At 71.9% G+C, this 20,610-nt stretch carries 21 protein-coding genes and 1 other RNA gene; 17 read left to right on the forward strand and 5 right to left on the reverse strand.

The features are described from left to right. Nucleotides 1–5 precede the first annotated feature (5 nt). From MQC88_RS06820 to thiL, 6 genes are all read left to right on the forward strand, one after another. The gene (locus tag MQC88_RS06820; protein WP_243320415.1) at nucleotides 6–770 is read left to right on the forward strand and encodes a class I SAM-dependent methyltransferase; all 765 of its coding nucleotides are present in this window, start codon (nucleotides 6–8) and stop codon (nucleotides 768–770) included. Further along, entirely contained in the window at nucleotides 770–1,372 is a 603-nt protein-coding gene (locus MQC88_RS06825; RefSeq protein ID WP_243320416.1) for a riboflavin synthase, read from the forward strand. The genes MQC88_RS06820 and MQC88_RS06825 overlap by 1 nt, the downstream gene beginning before the upstream one ends. Further along, nucleotides 1,369–2,490, forward strand: a complete 1,122-nt coding sequence (ribB, locus tag MQC88_RS06830) for a 3,4-dihydroxy-2-butanone-4-phosphate synthase (RefSeq protein WP_243320419.1) — start codon at nucleotides 1,369–1,371, stop codon at nucleotides 2,488–2,490. Before MQC88_RS06825 ends, ribB begins: the two co-directional genes overlap by 4 nt. Before the next feature lie 60 nt (nucleotides 2,491–2,550). After that, nucleotides 2,551–3,078, forward strand: a complete 528-nt coding sequence (gene ribH / locus MQC88_RS06835) for a 6,7-dimethyl-8-ribityllumazine synthase (RefSeq protein ID WP_243320421.1) — start codon at nucleotides 2,551–2,553, stop codon at nucleotides 3,076–3,078. Then, a complete protein-coding gene (gene nusB, locus MQC88_RS06840; protein WP_243320423.1) occupies nucleotides 3,075–3,539 on the forward strand; it encodes a transcription antitermination factor NusB in 465 nt (154 codons plus the stop codon). The genes ribH and nusB overlap by 4 nt, the downstream gene beginning before the upstream one ends. 106 nt (nucleotides 3,540–3,645) lie before the next feature. Further along, entirely contained in the window at nucleotides 3,646–4,602 is a 957-nt protein-coding gene (gene thiL, locus MQC88_RS06845) for a thiamine-phosphate kinase (RefSeq protein WP_243320426.1), read from the forward strand. 7 nt (nucleotides 4,603–4,609) lie between these two features. Here the strand turns inward: thiL and MQC88_RS06850 are convergent, their stop codons facing one another. The 5 genes from MQC88_RS06850 to MQC88_RS06870 form a co-directional block, all read right to left on the reverse strand. Continuing rightward, nucleotides 4,610–5,500 carry an SGNH/GDSL hydrolase family protein gene (locus MQC88_RS06850; protein WP_243320428.1) on the reverse strand — a complete coding sequence of 297 codons (891 nt, stop codon included), beginning with the start codon at nucleotides 5,498–5,500 and terminating at the stop codon, nucleotides 4,610–4,612. Between the two features lie 105 nt (nucleotides 5,501–5,605). Beyond that, nucleotides 5,606–5,782: a uracil-DNA glycosylase family protein gene (locus MQC88_RS06855; protein ID WP_243320431.1), complete on the reverse strand. Its 177-nt coding sequence runs from the start codon at nucleotides 5,780–5,782 to the stop codon at nucleotides 5,606–5,608. After that, nucleotides 5,779–7,173: an FAD-binding oxidoreductase gene (locus tag MQC88_RS06860; protein WP_243320432.1), complete on the reverse strand. Its 1,395-nt coding sequence runs from the start codon at nucleotides 7,171–7,173 to the stop codon at nucleotides 5,779–5,781. Before MQC88_RS06860 ends, MQC88_RS06855 begins: the two co-directional genes overlap by 4 nt. 57 nt (nucleotides 7,174–7,230) lie before the next feature. Continuing rightward, on the reverse strand, nucleotides 7,231–7,644 hold the full coding sequence (locus tag MQC88_RS06865; protein ID WP_243320434.1) for a YraN family protein: 414 nt from the start codon (nucleotides 7,642–7,644) through the stop codon (nucleotides 7,231–7,233). After that, nucleotides 7,631–9,037 carry a penicillin-binding protein activator gene (locus MQC88_RS06870; protein ID WP_243320436.1) on the reverse strand — a complete coding sequence of 469 codons (1,407 nt, stop codon included), beginning with the start codon at nucleotides 9,035–9,037 and terminating at the stop codon, nucleotides 7,631–7,633. The genes MQC88_RS06865 and MQC88_RS06870 overlap by 14 nt, the downstream gene beginning before the upstream one ends. Nucleotides 9,038–9,121: 84 nt before the next feature. Between MQC88_RS06870 and rsmI the strand changes: the two genes are divergently transcribed. The 11 genes from rsmI (at nucleotide 9,122) to ftsW (ending at nucleotide 20,592) form a co-directional block, all read left to right on the forward strand. Beyond that, nucleotides 9,122–9,988, forward strand: coding sequence for a 16S rRNA (cytidine(1402)-2'-O)-methyltransferase (gene rsmI, locus MQC88_RS06875; protein WP_243320438.1), 867 nt, complete (start codon nucleotides 9,122–9,124; stop codon nucleotides 9,986–9,988). A 119-nt stretch (nucleotides 9,989–10,107) separates the two neighbouring features. Beyond that, an RNA gene (rnpB, locus tag MQC88_RS06880) (RNase P RNA component class A) lies at nucleotides 10,108–10,487 on the forward strand. Nucleotides 10,488–11,361: 874 nt separating this feature from the next. Then, entirely contained in the window at nucleotides 11,362–11,808 is a 447-nt protein-coding gene (mraZ, locus tag MQC88_RS06885) for a division/cell wall cluster transcriptional repressor MraZ (protein ID WP_243320440.1), read from the forward strand. Further along, nucleotides 11,802–12,761, forward strand: coding sequence for a 16S rRNA (cytosine(1402)-N(4))-methyltransferase RsmH (gene rsmH / locus MQC88_RS06890; RefSeq protein ID WP_315857091.1), 960 nt, complete (start codon nucleotides 11,802–11,804; stop codon nucleotides 12,759–12,761). Before mraZ ends, rsmH begins: the two co-directional genes overlap by 7 nt. Continuing rightward, on the forward strand, nucleotides 12,758–13,024 hold the full coding sequence (gene ftsL / locus MQC88_RS06895) for a cell division protein FtsL (RefSeq protein WP_243320444.1): 267 nt from the start codon (nucleotides 12,758–12,760) through the stop codon (nucleotides 13,022–13,024). Before rsmH ends, ftsL begins: the two co-directional genes overlap by 4 nt. Beyond that, nucleotides 13,021–13,344, forward strand: a complete 324-nt coding sequence (locus MQC88_RS06900) for a hypothetical protein (protein ID WP_243320446.1) — start codon at nucleotides 13,021–13,023, stop codon at nucleotides 13,342–13,344. Before ftsL ends, MQC88_RS06900 begins: the two co-directional genes overlap by 4 nt. After that, nucleotides 13,341–15,179 (forward strand): peptidoglycan D,D-transpeptidase FtsI family protein, encoded by a 1,839-nt coding sequence (locus tag MQC88_RS06905; RefSeq protein ID WP_243320448.1) that lies wholly within the window; start codon nucleotides 13,341–13,343, stop codon nucleotides 15,177–15,179. Before MQC88_RS06900 ends, MQC88_RS06905 begins: the two co-directional genes overlap by 4 nt. Beyond that, nucleotides 15,176–16,669 carry a UDP-N-acetylmuramoyl-L-alanyl-D-glutamate--2,6-diaminopimelate ligase gene (locus MQC88_RS06910; protein ID WP_243320451.1) on the forward strand — a complete coding sequence of 498 codons (1,494 nt, stop codon included), beginning with the start codon at nucleotides 15,176–15,178 and terminating at the stop codon, nucleotides 16,667–16,669. Before MQC88_RS06905 ends, MQC88_RS06910 begins: the two co-directional genes overlap by 4 nt. After that, on the forward strand, nucleotides 16,666–18,138 hold the full coding sequence (locus MQC88_RS06915; protein WP_243320453.1) for a UDP-N-acetylmuramoyl-tripeptide--D-alanyl-D-alanine ligase: 1,473 nt from the start codon (nucleotides 16,666–16,668) through the stop codon (nucleotides 18,136–18,138). Before MQC88_RS06910 ends, MQC88_RS06915 begins: the two co-directional genes overlap by 4 nt. Beyond that, nucleotides 18,128–19,213: a phospho-N-acetylmuramoyl-pentapeptide-transferase gene (gene mraY, locus MQC88_RS06920; RefSeq protein ID WP_243320455.1), complete on the forward strand. Its 1,086-nt coding sequence runs from the start codon at nucleotides 18,128–18,130 to the stop codon at nucleotides 19,211–19,213. The genes MQC88_RS06915 and mraY overlap by 11 nt, the downstream gene beginning before the upstream one ends. Then, a complete protein-coding gene (gene ftsW, locus MQC88_RS06925; RefSeq protein ID WP_243320457.1) occupies nucleotides 19,213–20,592 on the forward strand; it encodes a putative lipid II flippase FtsW in 1,380 nt (459 codons plus the stop codon). Before mraY ends, ftsW begins: the two co-directional genes overlap by 1 nt. The last annotated feature ends 18 nt before the right edge of the window (nucleotides 20,593–20,610 follow it).

A 20,610-nucleotide genomic window follows, 5' to 3' on the forward strand; every position in this document is an offset into this window, starting at 1 on the left:
GCAGCATGGCGTCCGCGGTCGCTCCCTTCGCCGATCATTTCTCCGCGGTCGCCGCCGACTATGCCGGCGCGCGCCCGGAATACCCGGACGCCCTGTTCGCGTGGATCGCCTCGGCTGCCCCGGCGACGGCGCTGGCATGGGAAGCGGGCTGCGGCAGCGGGCAGGCCACGCGCGGGCTGGCGCGGCAGTTCGCCCGCGTCCACGCCACCGATCCCAGCGCGGCCCAGGTCGCGCAGGCCCGCGGGCCGGCGAACGTCGCGTTCTTGGTCGAGCCCGGCGAGCGCTGCAGCCTGCCCGACGCCAGCGCCGATGCGGTGTGCGTGGCGCAGGCGCTGCACTGGTTCGACCTGCCCGCGTTCTTCGGCGAATGCGCGCGCGTGCTCAAGCCCGGTGGCGTGCTGGTCGCCTGGGGCTACCAGGACATCGAGGTGCCCGCCGCGCTCGCGGCCGTGAACGACACGCTGCAGGCCGCGATCCGTCCGTGCTGGCCAGCGCAGCGCACGCTGGTCGACCAGGCGTATGCGGGCTTCGACTGGCCATTCCCGGCGATCCGCGCGCCGGGGTTCGAACTGCGCGCGCAGTGGACGCTGCCGCGACTGCTCGGCTATTTCTCCAGCTACTCGGCGACGCAGCGTTACCGGGACGTGCGCGGCGGCGAGGATCCGGTAGCTGCGTTGGCGCCGGCGTTCGCCGATGCCTGGGGCGATCCGGGCACGCTCCGCGACGTGCGCTGGCCGATGTTCGTGCACGCGCGCAGGAAGCCCGCCTGATGTTCACCGGATTGATCGCGGGCGTCGGCCGCCTTGCCGCGCGTGAATCGCGCGGCGGCGACGCGCGCCTGCGGATCGCCGTCGGCACGCTGCCGTTCGCCGACGTGGCGCTCGGCGAGAGCATCGCGGTCAACGGCGTGTGCCTGACCGTGGTGGCGTTCGACGGCGACGGCTTCGAAGCCGACGCCTCCAGCGAGACCCTTGGCCTGACCACGCTCGGTGCGCTCCCCGTCGGCGCCGCGCTCAACCTGGAGCGGGCGCTGCGCGCAGGCGACCGCCTCGGCGGGCACCTGGTCAGCGGCCACGTCGATGGCGTCGGCCGCGTGCTGCGGATCGCGCAGGATGCGCGCGCGCAGCGCTGGGCGTTCGCCGCGCCGGCGCCGCTGCTGCGCTACATCGCGCTGAAGGGCTCGGTCTGCGTCGATGGCGTCAGCCTCACCGTCAACGCCGTGGACGACGCCGGTTTCGAGGTGGCGCTGGTGCCGCATACGGTGGCGCACACCGCCTTCGCCGGCACCGCCGTCGGCGACGCCGTCAACCTGGAAGTGGACCTGGTCGCGCGCTATGTCGAGCGACTGCTGACGACACGGGAACAAGCATGAGTTTCGCACCGATCCCCGAGCTGCTCGAGGAAATCCGCGCCGGCCGCATGGTCGTCATCGTCGACGACGAGGACCGCGAGAACGAAGGCGACCTGATCATGGCCGCCGAGCTGGTGCGGCCGCAGGACATCAACTTCATGGTCACGCACGCGCGCGGCCTGGTGTGCCTGTCGCTGACCCGCGAGCGCTGCCGCCAGCTCGGGCTGCCGCCGATGGTGCGCGACAACACCTCGCCGCACGGCACCAACTTCACGGTCTCGATCGAGGCCGCCGAAGGCGTCACCACCGGCATCAGCGCCTACGACCGCGCGCATACCGTGCGCACCGCGGTGCGCCCGGACGCCAGTGCGGCCGACCTGTCGCAGCCGGGCCATATCTTCCCCCTGCAGGCGCAGCCCGGCGGCGTGCTCAACCGCGCCGGGCATACCGAGGCGGCCAGCGACCTGGCCCTGCTGGCGGGGCTGGAACCGGCCGGGGTGCTGGTCGAAATCCTCAATCCCGACGGCTCGATGGCGCGACGCCCGCAACTGGAGGCGTTCGCCCGCGAGCACGGGCTGAAGATCGGTTCGATCGAGGACCTGATCCGCTACCGCCTGGAAACCGAGCACACGGTCGAACGCATCGATGCGCGCGACATCGACACCGAGCACGGTCCGTTCCGGCTGCACACGTATCGCGACCGGCTCGGCCACGCGCTGCACTTCGCCCTGCTGCGCGGCGAGCCCGACGCCGCGGCGCCGACTTTGGTGCGGGTGCACATGCTGAATCCGCTGGCCGACGCGCTGCACTGGCGCCGCGCCGATTTCGGCCCGGCGGTCGGCGACGTGCTGGCGCGCATCGCGCGCGAAGGCCGCGGCGCGCTGGTGCTGCTCGGGGAGGCCCAGGACAGCGACGCGCTGCTGGCGCGGATCCGCGAACCGCACGACGAGGCCAAGCCGGAAGCGGCGCCCGTGCGCGGCGGCGCGCTGGCCGAATGGCGCCGCAATGGCGCCGGTGCGCAGATCCTCGCCGACCTCGGCCTGGGCAAGCTGCGCGTGCTGGGCACGCCGCGGCGGCAGGTGGGGCTGGCCGGCTACGGGCTCGAGGTCGTGGCCTACCTCGACCCGGCGCAGCGCTAGGGCGGCGGCCAGCCGCACCGGCAGGCGCTAAACTGGCGCACCCCCGCAACGATTCCGACCATGCCGCATTACGAAGGCGACCTGCGCGCTGCCCCGGCTGTCGACGGGCGTGCCGCCCGCTTCGCCATCATCGCCAGCCGCTGGAACCCGCGCATCACCGACGCGCTCGTGGCCGGCGCGCGCAAGTCGTTCGCCGACCATGGCGTGGCCGCCGAGGCGCTCGACGTGGTGCGCGTCCCGGGCGCCTGGGAGCTGCCGCTGGCCGCCGCGCGCATCGCCGCCGCCGGGACCCATGTCGCGGTGGTGGCGCTGGGCTGCGTGGTGCGCGGCGATACCCGCCACTACGAGCAGGTCGCCGACGGTTGCGCCGAAGGCCTGATGCGGGTGGCGCTGGATTACGGCGTCCCGGTATGCAACGGCGTGCTGGCGGTCGAGGACCATGCCGATGCCCAGAACCGCGCCGGCGGCAGCCACGGCAACAAGGGCGAGGAAGCGGCGCTGGTCGCGATCGAGATGGCGCAGCTGCTCGGCCAGTTGCCGTCTGCCCGCGAACGTACCGCCGCAGCCACTCGGGTGGGGCAGCCATGAGCCGGCCACGGCGCGGGGACGGGATCGATCCGGTGGCGCGCTCGCGCGCGCGCCGGCGCGCGTTGCAGGCGGTCTACGCCTGGCAGGTGTCCGGCGGCAGCGCGCCGCAGGTGATCGCCCAGTTCGCGCACGAGCAGGCGCACGAAGTCGCCGACCTGGAGTACTTCGAGGATCTGGTGCGCGGCGTGGTCAAGCACGTGGGCGAACTCGATGCCGCGCTGGCGGCCTTTATCGACCGCGAGGTCGAGCAGGTCGACCAGATCGAGCGCGCCGCGCTGCGGATCGCCGCCTACGAGCTGCTGCACCGCCCGGACGTGCCGTACCGGGTGGTGATCAACGAAGCGATCGACACCACCAAGCGCTTCGGCTCCGAACACGGCCATACCTATGTCAACGGCGTGCTCGACCATGCCGCGGCGGCCTGGCGCGCCCCGGAGTTCGCGGCCGCGCGCGGGAAATAGCCGCGCGCCCTTTGCGCTGCCCGCCGTGGGCAGGGCGCCCCGGGGATCGCGCGGCGGTGCCCACGATGCGGCCATCGCCGTGTCCCGGACGGAAGGCTGGACCCGCATGCCCGAATTCGAACTCATCGCCCGCATCCAGGCGCGCGCCGCGACGCGGGACGACGTGGTGCTCGGCATCGGCGACGATGCGGCGCTGCTGCGGGTGCCGCCGGGACACTGGCTGGCGGTCGCGACCGATACGCTCAATGCCGACGTGCATTTTCCCGCGGGCACCGCCGCCGCGGACATCGGCTGGAAGGCGCTGGCGGTGAACCTGTCCGACCTCGCCGCGATGGGCGCGCGCCCGGCCTGGGCGACGCTGTCCCTGTCGCTGCCGCATGCGGACGGCGACTGGCTCGAGGGTTTCCTCGATGGCTTCCTCGCGCTCGCCGAACGCCATGGTGTCGCGCTGGTCGGGGGCGACACCACGCGCGGTCCACTGTCGATCTGCGCCACCGTGCACGGGTTGGTCGCCGTGGACCAGGCCCTGCGCCGCGACGGCGCGCGCGCGGGCGACGACATCTGGGTCAGCGGCACCCTCGGCGATGCGGCCGCGGCGCTGGCGCAGTGGCGCGCCGGCGGCGCCGCCGAACCCGCGCTGCGCGCGCGCCTGGACCGGCCCACGCCGCGGATCGAACTGGGGCTGGCGCTGCCGGGTATTGCCCACGCCGCCATCGACCTGTCCGACGGCCTGCTCGCCGACCTCGGCCATGTCTGCGTCGCCAGCCGGGTGGGCGCGGAGATCGAACTGCAGGCGCTACCGGCTTCGCCCGCGCTCGCCGCCCGCTTCGACGCGTCGGCGCGCGCAGGCTTGCAGGCCTGCGGCGGCGACGACTACGAGCTGTGCTTCACCGCGCCGGCATCGCGGCGCGACGCGATCGCGTCGCTTGCGCGCGCGCAGCCACAGGCGCTGGCGCGCATCGGCCGCGTCGTCGATGGCGATGGCGTGCGCGCCCTGCACCCGGACGGCAGCCAGTGGCTGCCGGCGCGCGCTGGCTACGCCCACTTCGACCCGACCGGCTGAACGTGCCTCAGCCGCCGGCGGCGCGCGCGTACAGCGGCGCCAGCGCCTCCGCCTTGAGCAGCACCTTGCTGCCATCGCCAGCCAGTTGCGGCTGGGTCTCGATCGGCGTGTCCGGATGGGTCAGCGCGGCCGGCGGCAGCATCGGGAAATCGATCAGCAGGTCCTGCGCCACCGGCGCGCGGCCGGTGACCGCTGAATAGAGTTGCGCGGCCATCACCAGCGAGGAGGCGATGCTGGGATGCATGTCGTCGCTGAAGGGATGCGGGTCGGCGGCGCCCTGTTTCGGCGCCAGCAGCACCGACGCGGCCGCAACCACCTCGACCCGCGCGCCGTCGCCACCCAGGCGGCTGGCGAGTTGCGAATACGCCTCCGAGTAGACCTCGCGCATGCGGCGGCGCAGGTCGTTGTCGCCGAGGTCGCTCGCACGCAGCGGCGGCCATGTCGCCAGCAACAGCACCCGGGCGCCGGCGCCGGTGGCCAGCCGGGTGAAGTCGCGATGCGCGCGCTCGCTGCGCCGGCACTCCGGCTCGCGGCGGTTGTTGGCCATGCAGCGGACGAGGCCGCCGCGCTCCTGCAACACCAGCGCGTCCCACGGCCCCGCACGCAAGGCGTCTGCGGCCTTGCTGTCGTCCCACAGCGTGTCCAGTTCGGCGCCCGGGATGACATAGGTGGCGGTTTCGATCGCCGGGCCGCCCGGCTGGGAAGCGGCGACCGCGCGCAACAGGCGCGGCAGGTTGTTGCTGTAGGTGAGGCTGTTGCCGACCAGCATGACCCGCAACGGCCGCGCCTGGCCCGCTGCCTGGTCGGTGGCTGGCGCGCCGGCGGGTGCCTGCGCGGATGCGGCAAAGGCGATGGCGACCAGCGCCAGCGTCGACAGCATGCGAGCGATCGCGTTCATGGCGACTCCCGGGCGGGTGATGACGCGGAAATTACCACTCCGCGGCCGAAGGCGGTATTCGGCGTCGGCGCCCGAAAACCGCCCCCGATCACAGCCGGGTGCCGCTCACCCCGGCAGGGCGTGCACGCGCTCCCGCAGCACCGGCAGTTGCTCGCGTTCGAACCAGGGGTTGGCCCCGAAACAGCCGACGTTGCGCGGGCCGGGATGCGGCAGCGGCAGGTGCGCCTCGCGGGTGCGGCAGGCGCGGATCCGCCGCGGCAGGTCAATGAACGCGATGCTCACGGCGGCAGCAGCTTGCCCGGATTGAGGATGCCGTCAGGGTCGAATACGGACTTGAGTTGCCGCATCAGGTCCAGCGTCGGTGCAGTGATCGCCCGCGGCATGGAATCGCGCTTGGCCAGGCCGATGCCGTGTTCGCCCGACAGGGTGCCGCCGAGCGACAGCGCAAGGGCGAACACGCGCGCCATCGCGGCGGAGGCGCGCCGGGACTGTCCGGCGTCGGCGGGGTCGAACAGCAGGTTGACGTGCAGGTTGCCGTTGCCGGCATGGCCGAAGGTCACGATCGGCAGCGCGTATTCGCGCGCCAGCGCCTGTACGCCGGCCACCAGTTCCGGGATCCGCGACACCGGTACCACCACGTCCTCGTTGATCTTGCCGGGCGCCAGCGTGCGCAGCGCCGGCGACAGCGCCTTGCGCGCGGCCCAGAGCCTGGCGCGCTCGCCATCGTCCACGGCTTCGTCGAGTGCGACCAGGCCTTCGCCCGTGGCTGCCTGCCGCAGGGCGCGGATCGCGTGCGGCAGCGTGTCGGGGTCGCCGTCGGCTTCGACCAGCAGCAGCGCGCCGGCATCGGCGGGCAGGTCGCCGCCGCCGTTGGCCTGCATGTGTCCGCGCGCCAGGCGCACGCAGTCGCCATCCATGAATTCCAGCATCGACGGTGTCACCGGCTGCGCCATCAGCCGCGCGACCGCCGCCGCGGCGCTGGCGACGTCGCGGTACAGCGCGCGCAGAACGCGCCGGGCCGGGGGCAGCGGCGCCAGTTTCAGCGTCGCCTCCACGATCAGCGCGAGCGTGCCTTCGCTGCCGACCAGCAGGCGCTGCAGGTCGTAGCCGGTCGCGCCCTTGGTGGTGGCGCTGCCGCAGTGGATCAGTTCGCCGGCGCCGGTGACCGCGGTCAGCGCCAGCACGTTGTCGCGGCTGGCGCCGTACTTCACGGCGCGCGGGCCGCCGGCGTTGCAGGCGAGGTTGCCGCCGATGCTCGAGAAGTCGGCGCTGGTGGGATCCGGCGGCCAGAACAGCCCGTGCGCCGCGAGCGCGCGCTGCAGGTCGCCATTGAGCACGCCGGGCTCGACCACCGCGCAGCGGTCGCCCGGGCGGATGTCCATGATCGCATCCATGCGCTCGAACGACGCCACCACGCCACCGGCCACCGGCACCGTGGCGCCGGTGGTGTTGGTGCCGCGGCCGCGCGCCACCAGCGGCAGCGCGTGCGCGCGGCAGGCGCGGACCAGCGCCTGCACCTGTTCGCGCGTGGTCGGCAGCGCAACCGCATCGGGCACGGCCAGCTTGCGCGAATTGTCGTAGGCATAGGCCAGGCAGTCGCTCTCGTCGCGCAACCAGGCGTCGCCGAGCAACGCGCGCAGTTCGCGATCCAGTGCCTGGGGAATGGCGGCCATGCCGCATTGTAGGTGCCGCAGGCAGTCGAAAGCGGCTGCCTGCGCGATCGCGCTTGCCTACACGTCATCCGCCCGGAAGGCATCCCGCAACCAGCTCAGGCGTGGCGCCGCCGGGTCGCCGTCGGCTTCGACCACGTCGAAGCGGCAGGGCGCCTCGCGCAGGGTGCGATGCAAGGCGAGGAAGCGCCGTGCCGCGTGCACCAGCTTGCGGCGCTTGCGCCAGTCCACCGACGCCGCGCCGCCGCCGTAACCGGCGTGGCTGCGATAGCGCACCTCGACGAACACCACCACGGTGCCATCGCGATGGTGGTCGTCGAGCATCACCAGGTCGAGTTCGCCGCCGCGGTAGCTGGCGTTGGCCGCGAGTTCGCGCAGGCCCGCATCGACCAGGTACCGCCGGGCGGCGGCCTCCACCAGCGCGCCGCGGGCACGTCGGTCGACGCGCGGGTCGCCGGCATCAGCCGCCGGCATTGCCCAGCGGCACCGCGGTCGCGCCGCTGTAGGTCGACCATGCCGGCGTGCGCACGACGTTGCCGAAGCCGTCGATGCGCAGGGTGCCGGTGGCGCCTTCGACCTTGCCGTTGGCGTCGTTGGCCAGGCGCTCCAGGTACGCGGTCAGCAGCCACGCGTCGTAGCCGAACGCGAACAGCTTGGCCGCGCCACCGCGCGCGTTCGGCAGCTGCGATGCGGCGCTTGCCGCCGAAGGCAGGCCGGTCACGTTGCGCACCGCCCAGGCTTCGCTGGGGAAGGCGATGCCATCCAGTGCGTGGTCCTTGGTGAGCTCGCTGCTTGCCGACGCCAGTTGCGAGGTCGCCACGCGCAGCTTGCCACCGAGCCCGGCCAGCACCAGCTGCGGCGCCAGCGCGCGCGCCTGCGCGGGCTTCAGCGCCAGGAATACCGCATCGACGCCGCCATCCTTCTGCACGGCAGTGGCGAGTGCCGGCGCCAGGTCGCCCGGCTCGCTGGTGATGCCGATCTCGGCAACGACCGTGCCGCCGCGCGCCTGCAGCTGTTCGCGGAACGCGGCCACCGCGCGGCGCGTGCCGTCGTCGCCATCGGCCAGGACCAGCACCCGCGGCGCCTTGCGCGCGATCAGGTATTCGGCGGCGGCGCTGCCGTCGTCCTCCGGCGCCAGCGAGAAGCTGGCGCTGCCAGGCGGCGGCGGCATGTTGCCGCGGTTGAGCGCCAGCACCGGCACGGTCAGCCTGCCGCTGCGGAACAGGGTGTCGACCTCGTCGCGGCCGAGCGGACCGAGCACATAGTCGGCGCCGGCGGCGACGGCCTTGTCGTAGGCGGCGAGGGTGCCGCCCGCGGTGTCGGCGGTGTCGTAGAAGGCGATGTCGGGGCGGCGGCGCTGCTCGGCGTAATAGCCGGCGAGCAGGCCGTCGCGCACCGGGCCGGCGGCGGTGGACAGGCTGCCCGAAAGCGGCAGCAGCACGCCCAGCTGCATCGGCGGGCGATAGCCGTCGCTGTCGGCCGGTGGGCGGTTGCCCGCGTCGAAGCGCCAGTTGCCGCCGCGATCGAACGGACGCGGCAACGGCAGCCCGCGGTTGAGCAGCGCGCGACCGACGAAGTCGTAGAGCGGGTCGCCCGCGGGCAGGGCCGCCGCATCGCGCGCGAGGGTGGCGTCGTCGATCCCGGCAAGCAGGCGTTCGATGCGGATGCCGTTGTCCACTCGTGCCTGGCCGGCCAGCGCGGCGTGGTTGCGGGCAAGCGCGGCGGCCTCGGCGAACGCGGGCGCCAGCCGCGGCGCAGCCGACGGCCTTGTCACCACCTGCGTCGTGGCGCAGCCGGCGGCCGACAGCGCCAGCAGCAGCGCCAGCAGGAGCCTGGCCCAGCCCGCATCCTTTCGATTCCAGCTCATCTGCATCCGCCGCGCGAGGCGCTCCATGGGGAACCGGGTAGGATTCTACCCGCGCGCGGAAACCGCGCGGTGAGGGGAGCAGCGATGGCAGCGGCCAGCAATCCACCCGGTGGCACGCTTCACGTCGTCGCCACCCCGATCGGCAACCTCGGCGACCTCTCGCCCCGCGCGCTGGACACGCTCAAGACGGCGTCCGCGATCTGCGCCGAGGACACCCGCCATACCCGGCAGTTGCTTGCGCACTACGGCATCGAACGGCCGCTGCTGGCGTTGCACGAACACAACGAGGACGCCATCGCCGACCGGCTGGTCGCGCGGCTGCTGGCGGGCGAATCGCTGGCGCTGGTCTCCGACGCCGGCACGCCGCTGGTCAGCGACCCGGGATATCGCGTCGTGCGCGCGGCACGCGCCGCGGGCATCCGGGTCAGCCCGGTGCCTGGACCCTGCGCCTTCATCGCGGCGCTGAGCGCCGCGGGATTGCCGAGCGACCGCTTCGTGTTCGAGGGCTTCCTGCCGGCGAAGGCGGGCACGCGGCGCGAACGCTTGGCGCGGCTGGCGGGCGAACCGCGCACGCTGGCGTTCCACGAATCCGCGCACCGGATCGAGGACACGCTCGCGGACATGGCCGCGGCCTTCGGCGCCGATCGCCCGGCGGTGCTGGCGCGCGAGCTGACCAAGTTGTTCGAAACCCTGCTGGACGGGACCCTCGGCGAGTTGCAGGCGCGCGTCGCCGCCGATCCCAACCAGCGCAGGGGCGAATTCGTGGTGCTGGTGCAGGGCGCGGGCGAGGATGCCGATGCCCGCATCGCCGAAGGCCGGCGCCTGTACGCCAAGCTCTCCGGGCACCTGCCGCCCTCGACCGCGGCCAAGCTGGCGTCCGAGCTCAGCGGCGCGCCGCGCAAGGCCCTGTACGGCAGGGGCACCGACGAGGACGCGGTCGCCGCGCCCTGAGCCAGGGGCGATTCGCACCGCAGGCGCCAATGGGGGCGTGGAAGCGCGGGGTGGGCCCCAGGGATTGCGCAGCAGACTCTGGGGTATTGGACGGCGATAGCCGTAGAATGCGCGACGGCGGAGTCGGCCAGGCAGTCGCGTCATCCCGTCCATTTCGGTGGGCGCGGATGCCGAGGAAAGTCCGGGCTCCACAGGGCACGGTGCCAGGTAACGCCTGGGCGGCGCGAGCCGACGGAAAGTGCAACAGAAAGATACCGCCGAACGGTCCGGCTGCTGAAAGGCATCCGGACGCGTGGCAAGGGTGAAATGGTGCGGTAAGAGCGCACCGCGAGCCTGGCAACAGGCCGGCACGGCAAACCCCACCGGGAGCAAGGCCAAATAGGGACCTCATGACGTTGCCCGCGTCGGGTCCGGGTAGGCTGCTCGAGCGTAACGGTGACGTTGCGCCTAGAGGAATGACTGCTCCAGACAGAACCCGGCTTATCGGCCGGCTCCGCCACTGTTTCCTGGTCCGTCGCCCGAGTCCGAAAAAAAACGGCATCGGGCGGCCTTCTCGTGGCCTTGCCGTCCAGCGGGGCGCTGCTGCATCCGCATCCGGCGTTGCGAGTTGCGCAGTCACTCACAAGTGCAAAGCAGGGCACGGCGCTTTGGCAAGCCTGCAATCCGACGTCCCGGCGTGGCCGCCAGCCCTTCGGGTCGAAATAAAGGAGGAGGCCGCAGGCCGGGGGACATTCGCCCCGAAGGGCTGGCGGTCACGCCGGGGCCCGTCAGGTCACGACGAGGCCTGCCGGCCACGCCCGGACTGTCAGGTCGCCCCGAAGGGCTGGTGGCCACGCCGGGGCCCGTCAGGTCACGACGAGGCCTGCCGGCCACGCCGGACCTGTCAGGTCGCCCCGAAGGGCTGGCAGCCACGCCGGGGCCCGTCAGGTCACGACGAGGCCTGCCGGCCACGCCGGGCCTGTCAGGTCGCCCCGAAGGGCTGGCAGTCACGCCGGGGCCCGTCAAGTCGCGCGGGCGCCGGCGATTGAACCATCGGGCAAGAGCCCTTGGGGTAATCCGGAGCGTGGACGGATCGAGGTTGTTGCGACGCAACAGCCCTCCGACGGGCCGATGTGACGATCTCGTGAGAGTCGCGTGAGGATCGTCAGATCCGACGAATTCTCAAAATTTGAGACGAAACAGCGGCTTGTGGATAAAGCTTGAACAAGTCTCTGAAGTTTGACGCAAGTCATTGACCTGCCTAGCGAAAATCGCCTCGGAAAGTTGTTGACAACCCTCCGGGGCACTCCTAAGGTGGCGACTCGTGGGGAAACCGGGAAATTCGTGGTTTTCTTGGGTCGTAAACCCGCCTTAGACGGGGGCACCAGGCAGGCATGTTCCAGGGCGAGACCGCCATCACCATCGACGACAAGGGCCGGCTGGCGATTCCGACCAGTTACCGGGACCTGGTCGCGGGCGCCTGCGGCAACCGCTTGGTCATCACCTACAACCCCTTCGACGCCGGCTGCCTCTACCTGTATCCGCACGCGGTCTGGGAAAAGGTCCGCGACCAGGTCAATGCCCTGCCGCGCACCCGCAGCATCAGCCGACAGATGCAGCTGAAGCTGGTCGGCGCGGCCAGCTTCGTCGAACCCGATGGCAGCGGCCGCATCGGCATCCCCGCCAGCCATCGCAGCGCGTGCGGGATCGAGAAACGGGCCGTGCTGCTGGGCATGGGCGACAAGTTCGAATTGTGGAGCGAGCAGGCGCACCACGCGCAGATCCGGCAGACGCTCAGCGATGCCGACCTGGGCGACGGGCTGCTCGACCTGCAATTGTGACGCGGGGTGGCGCGGAGATCCGCTCCGCCCACCTTCCGGTGATGTTCGCGCAGGTCATGGAAGGGCTGCAGGTGAAAGCGGATGGAACGTACCTGGATGGCACGTTCGGACGCGGCGGACATGCGCGCGGCGTGTTGCAACGGCTCGGCCCCGGAGGGCGACTGCTGCTGATGGACAAGGATCCCGAGGCGATCGCGGTGGCCGGACGTGAATTCGGCGGCGACCCGCGCGTGGCGATCTTCCGCGGCAGCTTCGCCGACCTTGCACGCTGGGACGCCACGGCCGCCGGCCTGGACGGCGTGTTGCTCGACCTGGGCGTGTCTTCGCCCCAGCTGGACGTGGCCGAACGCGGTTTCAGCTTCGGCAAGGATGGCCCGCTGGACATGCGCATGGATCCCGATAGCGGCGAAAGCGCGGCGCAATGGCTGGCGCGCGCCGACGAGCAGGCCATCGCCGACGTGCTGTGGACCTACGGCGAGGAGCGCATGTCGCGGCGGATCGCGCGCGCGATCGTCGCGGCGCGCGCGCAGCAGCCGATCCTGCGCACCGCGCAGCTGGCCGGGCTGATCGCCTCGGTGATGCCGCGCGGCGAGCACAAGATCCATCCGGCCACGCGCAGCTTCCAGGCGATCCGCATCTTCATCAACCGCGAACTGGCCGACCTCGAAACCGGCCTCGATGCCGCGCTGGCGCGCCTGCACACCGGCGGCCGGCTGGCGGTGATCAGCTTCCATTCGCTGGAAGACCGCATCGTCAAGCGCTTCATCGCCGGCCACGCCAAGGCGCCGCCGGCCAACCGGCGGATGCCGGAGCTGAACGCGTTCGTGCCCACGCTGCGGACGCTGGGCAACGCGCAGAAGGCCGATGCGGCTGAAACCGCGGCCAACCCGCGCGCCCGCAGCGCGGTGCTGCGCGTGGCCGAAAAGCTGGCCGCGCAGGGGGCGGCGCCATGAGCCTGCGCGTGCTGCTGATGCTGCTGGTCGCCGCCAACGTGCTGTCGGCGATCGCGGTGGTGTTCGCGCGCCACGAGCACCGGCAGTCGTTCATCGCCCTGACCCGGCTGGAGCGCGCGCGCGACGAGCTCAACATCGAATTCGGCCGGCTGCAGCTGGAGCAGGCCACCTGGGCCGAGAGCAACCGCATCGACCAGGTCGCCCGCACCAAGCTGGGGATGAAGTTCCCCGAGAGCAGCGACATCGTCGTGGTGCAGCCATGAGCCGCCGGTCGCTGACGCCTGCAACCTGCACCACGGCGGCGCTGCCATGCGCCGCGCTTGAAACGGGCAGTGCAGCCATGAGCCGCCGGTCGCCGACGCCTGCAACCTGCACCACGGCGGCGCTGCCATGCGCCGCGCTTGAAACGGGCAGTGCAGCCATGAGCCGCCGGTCGCCGACGCCTGCAACCTGCACCACGGCGGCGCTGCCATGCGCCGCGCTTGAAACGGGCAGTGCAGCCATGAGCCGCCGGTCGCTGACGCCTGCAACCTGCACCACGGCGGCGCATGCGCCGCGCTTCAACCGGCAGGTGCAGCCATGATCGGTCGCGCCACCCCCAAGGCGAGCAAGTCCGGCAAGCCGCCGCGCGGCCGCGCGCGGTTCAACCTGCGCGGGCGGCTGGGGCTGGTGGTCGGCACCCTGGGCCTGTGTTCGCTGGCGCTGGTCGGGCGTGCGGTCGACCTGCAGCTGATCGACAACGACTTCTACCGCCAGCAGGGCGATGCGCGCTTCCTGCGCGAGATCCCGATCCCGACCTCGCGCGGCATGATCACCGACCGCAATGGCGAGCCGCTGGCGGTGTCCTCGCCGGTGGAATCGATCTGGGGCAATCCGCAGGAACTGCTGAAGCATCCGGGCCGGCTTCCGGAACTGGCCAAGGCGCTCGGCATCCCGGCCGACCAGCTCACCCGCAAGCTCGGCCAGCGCAGCGACAAGGAATTCGTCTACCTCAAGCGCCGCATCAATCCCGACGAAGCGAAGGCGATCCTCGCCCGCGACATCCCGGGCGTGGCTTCGCAGCGCGAGTTCCGCCGCTTCTACCCGCAGGGCGAGGCGCTGGCGCACGTGCTCGGCTTCACCAACATCGACGACCGCGGCCAGGAGGGCGTGGAGCTGGCGTTCGACGACTGGCTGCGTGGCAAGCCCGGCGCCAAGAAGGTGATCCGCGACCGCCGCGGCCGCATTGTCGAGAACGTCGACCTGGTGCGCGCCGCCGAACCGGGGCGCGACCTCACCCTGTCGATCGACCGCCGCATCCAGTACCTGACCTATCGCGAGCTCAAGCGCGCGCTGCTGGAAACCGGCGCCAGCAGCGCCTCGGCGGTGGTGCTCGACATCGCCACCGGCGAAGTGCTGGCGATGGCCAACCTGCCTTCGTACAACCCCAACGCGGTCGACGGCAGCCATCGTGACGCGCACCGCAATCGCGCGATCACCGACGTGGTCGAGCCGGGTTCGACGATGAAGCCGGTCACCATCGCCGCGGGCCTCGCTGCCGGCGTGGTCACGCCCGACACCCTGATCAACACCAATCCCGGCTGGATGCCCAACGGGCGCTACCGCACCACCGACACCAGCAACCATGGCGTGCTGACCGTGACCGGGGTGATCACCAAGAGCTCCAACGTCGGTGCCGCGAAGATCGCCAACATGGTGCCCGACCGGCAGTTCTACGACTTCGTGCACCGCTTCGGCTATGGCAGCGCCCCGGGCAGCGGCTTCCCCGGGGAGTCGGCCGGCGTGCTGCCGCCACCGGACGGCTGGTACGGCACCACCAAGCAGACCATGGCCTACGGCTACGGCCTGTCGGCGACGCCGCTGCAGATCGCCGAGGTCTACGCCACGCTCGCCGACAACGGTCGCATGCGCGCGCCGACCTTCGTCAAGGGCCAGCGCAACGAGCCGCGGCAGGTGCTGGACCCGGCGATCGCGCACGAAGTGATGAAGATGATGCAGACGGTGACCGAGCCCGGCGGCACCGCCACCACGGCCGCGATCCTGGGCTACCACGTCGCCGGCAAGACCGGCACCGCGCGCATGGCCAGCGGCGGCAGTTACTCGCGTCGTTACGTGTCGCTGTTCGCCGGCGTGGTGCCGGTGGACAACCCGCGCTTCTCGATGGCGGTGGTGGTCAGCGAACCCGATCCCAGCCGCCGCGGCTACTACGGCGGTTCGGTCTCCGGCCCGGTGTTCCACAACGTGATGCAGGGCGCGCTGCGGCTGATGGACGTGCCGCCGGACGACATCGAGACCTGGCTCGCGGCGCAGGCGAAGGAAGAGGCCAGGCGCAAGCCGCCGGTCGCCATCGCGCAAGCGCAGGCACCGGCGCAGGCGCAGGCAGCGCTGCCGGCAGCGGCGCAGGGGGCGGTGCGATGACCCGCGCGATGCTGCTCGCCGAGCTGCTGCCCGACGTGCCGGTACCGCCGGAACTGGCCGTCACCGGGCTGGTGCTGGACAGCCGCGACGTGCAACCGGGCGACGCCTTCGTTGCCATTGCCGGCTTCGGCGCGCACGGCCTGCTGTTCGTCGAGCAGGCGCGGGCTGCCGGTGCCGGCGCGATCCTGTTCGAGCCGCCCGCCCCCGCGGACATCCCGGCGCCGGCCGACGCCATCGCCGTGCCCGGCCTGCGGGCCCGCATGGGCGCGATGGCCGACCAGTTCCACGGCGCACCATCGCGGGCGATGACGATGGTCGGCGTCACCGGCACCAGCGGCAAGACCTCGACCGTGCAGCTGCTGGCGCAGGCGTGGACGCTGCTGGGCACCCGCAGCGGCACCATCGGCACGCTCGGCGCCGGCCCCTACGGCGCGGCGGTCGCGACCGGCTTCACCACCCCGCTGGTGCTGCAGATGCATGCATTGCTGGCGCAGCTGCGCGACGCGGGCACGCAGGCGGTGGCGATGGAAGTGAGTTCGCACGCGCTCGACCAGGGCCGCGTGGACGCCGTGCATTACGACGTCGCGGTGTTCAGCAACCTCACCCGCGACCACCTCGACTACCACGGCGACATGGCCAGCTATGGCGCCGCCAAGGCCAGGTTGTTCTCGCGCCCGGGCCTGCGCGCGGCGGTCATCAACCTCGACGACGGCTTTGGCCGCGAGCTGCTGGCCGCGTTGCCGGAGGGCGTGCGCGCCATCGGCACGAGCTCGCAGGGCGCGCAGGCGGACGTACGCGCGGAGAACGTGGCGCTGGCCGCCGACGGCCTGGCCTTCGACCTGGTGGTCGGCGACGAGCGCCGCGCGCTGCGCTCGCCGCTGCTGGGCCGCTTCAACATCGACAACCTGGTCGCGGTCGCCGGCGTGCTGCATGCGCTGGGCGAACCCGTGGACGCGATCGCCGGCGTGCTGGCGCGGCTGCAGCCGATCCCGGGGCGCATGAACCGGCTCGGCGGCGACGGCGTGCTGCCGCTGGTGGTGGTGGACTACTCGCACAAGCCCGACGCGCTGCAACAGGCGCTGTCGTCGCTGCGCGGCCACCTGCGCGGGCGCCTGACCTGCGTGTTCGGTTGCGGCGGCGAACGCGACCGCGGCAAGCGCCCGCAGATGGCGGCGATCTCCGAGGCCGGCGCCGAATCGGTGATCGTCACCGACGACAACCCGCGCGGCGAGGATGGCGACGCCATCGTCGCCGAGATCATGGCCGGCTTCGCCGAGCCGGCGAAGGCGATCGTGGAACGCGACCGCCGCAAGGCGATCGAACGCGCCATCGGCGCGGCAGGTGCGCAGGACATCGTGCTGGTCGCGGGCAAGGGCCACGAGGCCTACCAGGAAATCGCCGGCGTCAAGCATCCCTTCGACGACAGCGAAGTCGCGCGCGATGCGCTTGCGCGGCACGCGGGCGCGCAGCACGCCGGAGGCATGGCATGAAGCCGCTGCCGCTGTCGCGGATCGCGCAATGGACCGGCGGCCGCCTGCACGGCGCCGACGTCCTGATCGACGCGGTCGCCAGCGATACCCGCACCCTCGACGCCAGCGATGGCCGCGCGGCGCTGTACGTGGCGCTGAAGGGCGAGCGCTTCGACGGCCACGACCATGTCGCCGCGGCGCAGCAGGCCGGCGCGCGCGCGGCGCTGGTGGCGCGCGAGGTCGACAGCCCGCTGCCGCAGGTGGTGGTCGCCGACACCGAGCGCGCGCTGGGCGCGTTCGCGGCCGCCCTGCAGCGCACCCGCGCCACGAAGGTCGCCGCGATCACCGGCAGCAACGGCAAGACCAGCGTCAAGACGCTGCTGCTGCCGATCCTGCAGCGCGCCACGGTCCTGGGCGCAGACGGCGCCTACGCCAACCCGGGCAACCGCAACAACGAGATCGGCCTGCCGCTGGCGGTGCTGGACGCGCCGGAGCACGCGCAGTTCGCGATCTACGAGATGGGCGCCGGCAAGCCCGGCGACATCGCCTACCTGACCGCGATCGCGCGTCCGCACGCCGCCCTGGTCAACAACATCGCGCCGGCGCACCTGGAGCGCATGGGCAGCCTGCTCGGGGTTGCCGACACCAAGGCCGCGATCTACGACGCGCTGCCGCCCGACGGGGTTGCGGTCATCAATGCCGACGACGCCTTCGCGCCCTATTTCGCCGAGCGCGCGCACGGCCGCCGCCTGATCCGCTTCGGGCTGGAGGCCAGCGCCGATGTCGGTGCGCGCGACATCAGCGTCGACGCCGCCGGTTCGCGCTTCGTGCTGACCACCCCGCAAGGCGACATCGACATCGTGCTGGCGCTGGCCGGGCGCCACAACGTGCGCAATGCGCTGGCCGCGGCCTCGCTGGCCCTGGGCCTGGGCGCGACGCTGGAGGCGATCCGCGACGGACTGGCCGCCGCGCGCCCTGTCGCTGGCCGCCTGGTGAACCATCGCCTCGCCAGTGGCGCGTTGCTGATCGACGACAGCTACAACGCCAACCCCGGTTCCATGAACGCCGCGGTGGAGCTGCTCGCCGCGGATACCGCAGGCCACGCAGGCGCAGAGGCCTGGCTGGTGCTTGGCGACATGCGCGAACTCGGCGCCGACGCGCAGGCCCTGCACGCCGAAGCCGGGCGCCGGGCGAAGGCCGCGGGCGTGGCGCGGCTATATGCGCTCGGGCCGTTGAGCGCCGCCGCGGTCGAGGCATTCGGCGGGGGCGCACGCCATTTCGATGGCCACGCGGCGCTGGCCGATGCGCTGCGCCGTGACCTCGCGGCCTTCATGGGTGCGGCTCCGCCCGCGCGTACGACGCGTGGCGACGCGGCGACGGTCGAAGCCACCCGGCAAAGCCTGCGGGTGCTGGTCAAGGGTTCGCGCGGCAGCGCCATGGAGCAGGTCGTCAAGGCCTTGCTCGAGGGGGAGGACACCGATGCTGCTTGAACTGACGCGCTGGCTGGAACAACTGCAGAGCCTGTTCGGGCTGTTCGGCTACCTCACCTTCCGCGGCATCCTCAGCGCGCTGACCGCGCTGGCGCTGTCGCTGTGGTGGGGGCCGGCGATGATCCGCAAGCTGGCGCAGTTCAAGGGCGGGCAGCCGATCCGCAGCGACGGCCCGCAGACCCACTTCTCCAAGGCCGGGACGCCGACCATGGGCGGCGCGCTGATCCTGGTCACGGTACTCGCCTCGGTGCTGCTGTGGGGCGACCTGCGCAACCGCTACGTGTGGGTGGTGCTGGCGGTGATGCTCGCGTTCGGGGCGATCGGCTGGTACGACGACTGGTTGAAGATCGTCAAGCGCGATCCCAACGGCATGAAGTCGCGCTGGAAGTACCTGGCGCAATCGTTGTTCGGCCTCGCCGCGGGCCTGTACCTGTACTACACCGCCGACGTGCAGGCGGCCACCACCTTCTACATCCCGATGTTCAAGGCGGTGGCGTTGCCGCTGGTAAGCGTGAGCTTCGTGTTCATCGCCTACCTGTGGATCGTCGGCTTCTCCAACGCGGTCAACCTCACCGACGGCCTCGACGGGCTCGCGATCATGCCGACGGTGCTGGTGGCCTGCGCGCTGGGCGTGTTCGCCTATGCGTCCGGGCATGCGCAGTTCGCCAGCTACCTGCAGATCCCGCGAATCCCCGGCGCCGGCGAGCTGGTGATCATCTGCGCGGCGATCGCCGGCGCGGGCCTGGGCTTCCTCTGGTTCAACACCTACCCGGCGATGGTGTTCATGGGCGACATCGGCGCGCTGGCGCTGGGCGCGGTGCTCGGCGCGATTGCCGTGATCGTGCGCCAGGAGCTGGTGCTGGTGGTGATGGGCGGCGTGTTCGTGATCGAGACGCTGTCGGTGATGATCCAGGTGGCGTCGTTCAAGCTCACCGGCAAGCGCGTGTTCCGGATGGCGCCGATCCACCACCACTTCGAGCTCAAGGGCTGGCCGGAGCCGCGGGTGATCGTGCGCTTCTGGATCATCTCGGTGGTGCTGGTGCTGGTCGGCCTTGCGACCTTGAAGGTGCGCTGATGAATGCCACGGCTTCCGCCTCGCACGCGCCCTGGACGGGCGCGGCCTCCAGCCAGGCCACCCGGCTCGAGGCCATCGGTGGCCGCTACGACCCCTGGCTGCTCGGGGTGTCGATCGCGCTGGCGTGCTTCGGCGTGGTGATGGTCGCTTCCAGTTCGATCGCGATCGGCGAAGGACTGGGCGTCGGCCCGTTCTATTTCCTCGAGCGGCACGTGCTGTTCCTGGCCGGCGGGGTCGCGCTGGCGGCGTGGGCGATGCGCACCGAGCTGAAGCTGGTCGAGCAGTACGGGCAGTGGTTGCTGCTGGCCTGCTTCGTGCTGTTGCTGCTGGTGTTCGTGCCCGGCATCGGCGTCAGCGTCAACGGCGCGCGGCGCTGGCTCAACCTCGGGCTGGCGAACTTCCAGGCGGTCGAGGCGGTGAAGCTGCTGTACATCGTGTGGCTGGCCAGCTACCTCAAGCGCTACAGCGAGGACGTGACCGCGACCTGGTCGGCGATGCTCAAGCCGCTGGGCGTGGCGGTGCTGCTGGTGGCGTTGCTGGTGTTGCAGCCGGACTTCGGCTCGCTGTCGCTGATCCTGGCGATCACGGCCGGCATGCTGGTGCTGGGCGGCGTCAACATGCCGCGCATGTTCGGGCCGGTGCTGGTCGGGCTGCCGCTGCTGGCGATGATCGCGATCGCCGAGCCCTATCGCATGCGCCGCTTCACCTCGTTCATGGATCCGTGGGCGGACCCGTTCGACAGCGGCTACCAGCTGACCAACGCGCTGATGGCGGTCGGCCGCGGCGAATGGTTCGGGGTCGGCCTTGGCGCTTCGGTGCAGAAGCTGGCCTACCTGCCGGAAGCGCACACCGACTTCATCCTGGCGGTGATCGCCGAGGAGCTGGGGTTCGTCGGCGTGTGCGCGGTGATCGCCGCGTACGCGCTGCTGACCGGGCGCGCGTTCTGGATCGGGCTCAAGTGCGTGGAGATGCGCCGCCACTTCGCCGGCTATTGCGCGTTCGGCATCGCGTTGTGGATGGCGCTGCAGAGCTTCGTCTCGATCGGGGTCAACCTCGGCCTGCTGCCGACCAAGGGGTTGACGCTGCCGCTGATCTCCTCCGGTGGTTCCAGCGTGCTGATGAGCTGCGCCGCGCTGGGCCTGCTGCTGCGGGTCTCCTACGAACTCGATCGCGCGCAGCGCCAGGTCGCGCGGCTGCGCGGCGAAGCGGTGCCGGCCGCCGCTGGCGCAGGCAGCCCGCCGCCGCCGACGGCGCACCCGCTGCCGGCCGCCGGCAAGCCCGCGCGCGGTAGTGCGCGCTTGCGTCCGCGCACCGAGCCTGTCGCCGGGCAATCGCCACCGGTTGCGTCGTCGTCGCTCGGCCTGAGGAAGCGCACGTGAACGCGCCGCGACCCAATG

The sequence above is a fragment of the Cognatiluteimonas sedimenti genome, assembly GCF_022808325.1.
In the GTDB taxonomy this organism is placed as follows: Bacteria; Pseudomonadota; Gammaproteobacteria; order Xanthomonadales; family Xanthomonadaceae; genus Cognatiluteimonas; species Cognatiluteimonas sedimenti.

What these genes read in the sequence shown, in the direction of transcription:
- MQC88_RS06820 (WP_243320415.1), top strand. Translation starts at nt 6, where the DNA reads ATGGCGTCCGCGGTCGCTCCCTTCGCCGATCATTTCTCCGCGGTCGCC.
- MQC88_RS06825 (WP_243320416.1), top strand. Translation starts at nt 770, where the DNA reads ATGTTCACCGGATTGATCGCGGGCGTCGGCCGCCTTGCCGCGCGTGAA.
- ribB (WP_243320419.1), top strand. Translation starts at nt 1,369, where the DNA reads ATGAGTTTCGCACCGATCCCCGAGCTGCTCGAGGAAATCCGCGCCGGC.
- ribH (WP_243320421.1), top strand. Translation starts at nt 2,551, where the DNA reads ATGCCGCATTACGAAGGCGACCTGCGCGCTGCCCCGGCTGTCGACGGG.
- nusB (WP_243320423.1), top strand. Translation starts at nt 3,075, where the DNA reads ATGAGCCGGCCACGGCGCGGGGACGGGATCGATCCGGTGGCGCGCTCG.
- thiL (WP_243320426.1), top strand. Translation starts at nt 3,646, where the DNA reads ATGCCCGAATTCGAACTCATCGCCCGCATCCAGGCGCGCGCCGCGACG.
- MQC88_RS06850 (WP_243320428.1), bottom strand. Translation starts at nt 5,500, where the DNA reads ATGAACGCGATCGCTCGCATGCTGTCGACGCTGGCGCTGGTCGCCATC.
- MQC88_RS06860 (WP_243320432.1), bottom strand. Translation starts at nt 7,173, where the DNA reads ATGGCCGCCATTCCCCAGGCACTGGATCGCGAACTGCGCGCGTTGCTC.
- MQC88_RS06865 (WP_243320434.1), bottom strand. Translation starts at nt 7,644, where the DNA reads ATGCCGGCGGCTGATGCCGGCGACCCGCGCGTCGACCGACGTGCCCGC.
- MQC88_RS06870 (WP_243320436.1), bottom strand. Translation starts at nt 9,037, where the DNA reads ATGAGCTGGAATCGAAAGGATGCGGGCTGGGCCAGGCTCCTGCTGGCG.
- rsmI (WP_243320438.1), top strand. Translation starts at nt 9,122, where the DNA reads ATGGCAGCGGCCAGCAATCCACCCGGTGGCACGCTTCACGTCGTCGCC.
- mraZ (WP_243320440.1), top strand. Translation starts at nt 11,362, where the DNA reads ATGTTCCAGGGCGAGACCGCCATCACCATCGACGACAAGGGCCGGCTG.
- ftsL (WP_243320444.1), top strand. Translation starts at nt 12,758, where the DNA reads ATGAGCCTGCGCGTGCTGCTGATGCTGCTGGTCGCCGCCAACGTGCTG.
- MQC88_RS06900 (WP_243320446.1), top strand. Translation starts at nt 13,021, where the DNA reads ATGAGCCGCCGGTCGCTGACGCCTGCAACCTGCACCACGGCGGCGCTG.
- MQC88_RS06905 (WP_243320448.1), top strand. Translation starts at nt 13,341, where the DNA reads ATGATCGGTCGCGCCACCCCCAAGGCGAGCAAGTCCGGCAAGCCGCCG.
- MQC88_RS06910 (WP_243320451.1), top strand. Translation starts at nt 15,176, where the DNA reads ATGACCCGCGCGATGCTGCTCGCCGAGCTGCTGCCCGACGTGCCGGTA.
- MQC88_RS06915 (WP_243320453.1), top strand. Translation starts at nt 16,666, where the DNA reads ATGAAGCCGCTGCCGCTGTCGCGGATCGCGCAATGGACCGGCGGCCGC.
- mraY (WP_243320455.1), top strand. Translation starts at nt 18,128, where the DNA reads ATGCTGCTTGAACTGACGCGCTGGCTGGAACAACTGCAGAGCCTGTTC.
- ftsW (WP_243320457.1), top strand. Translation starts at nt 19,213, where the DNA reads ATGAATGCCACGGCTTCCGCCTCGCACGCGCCCTGGACGGGCGCGGCC.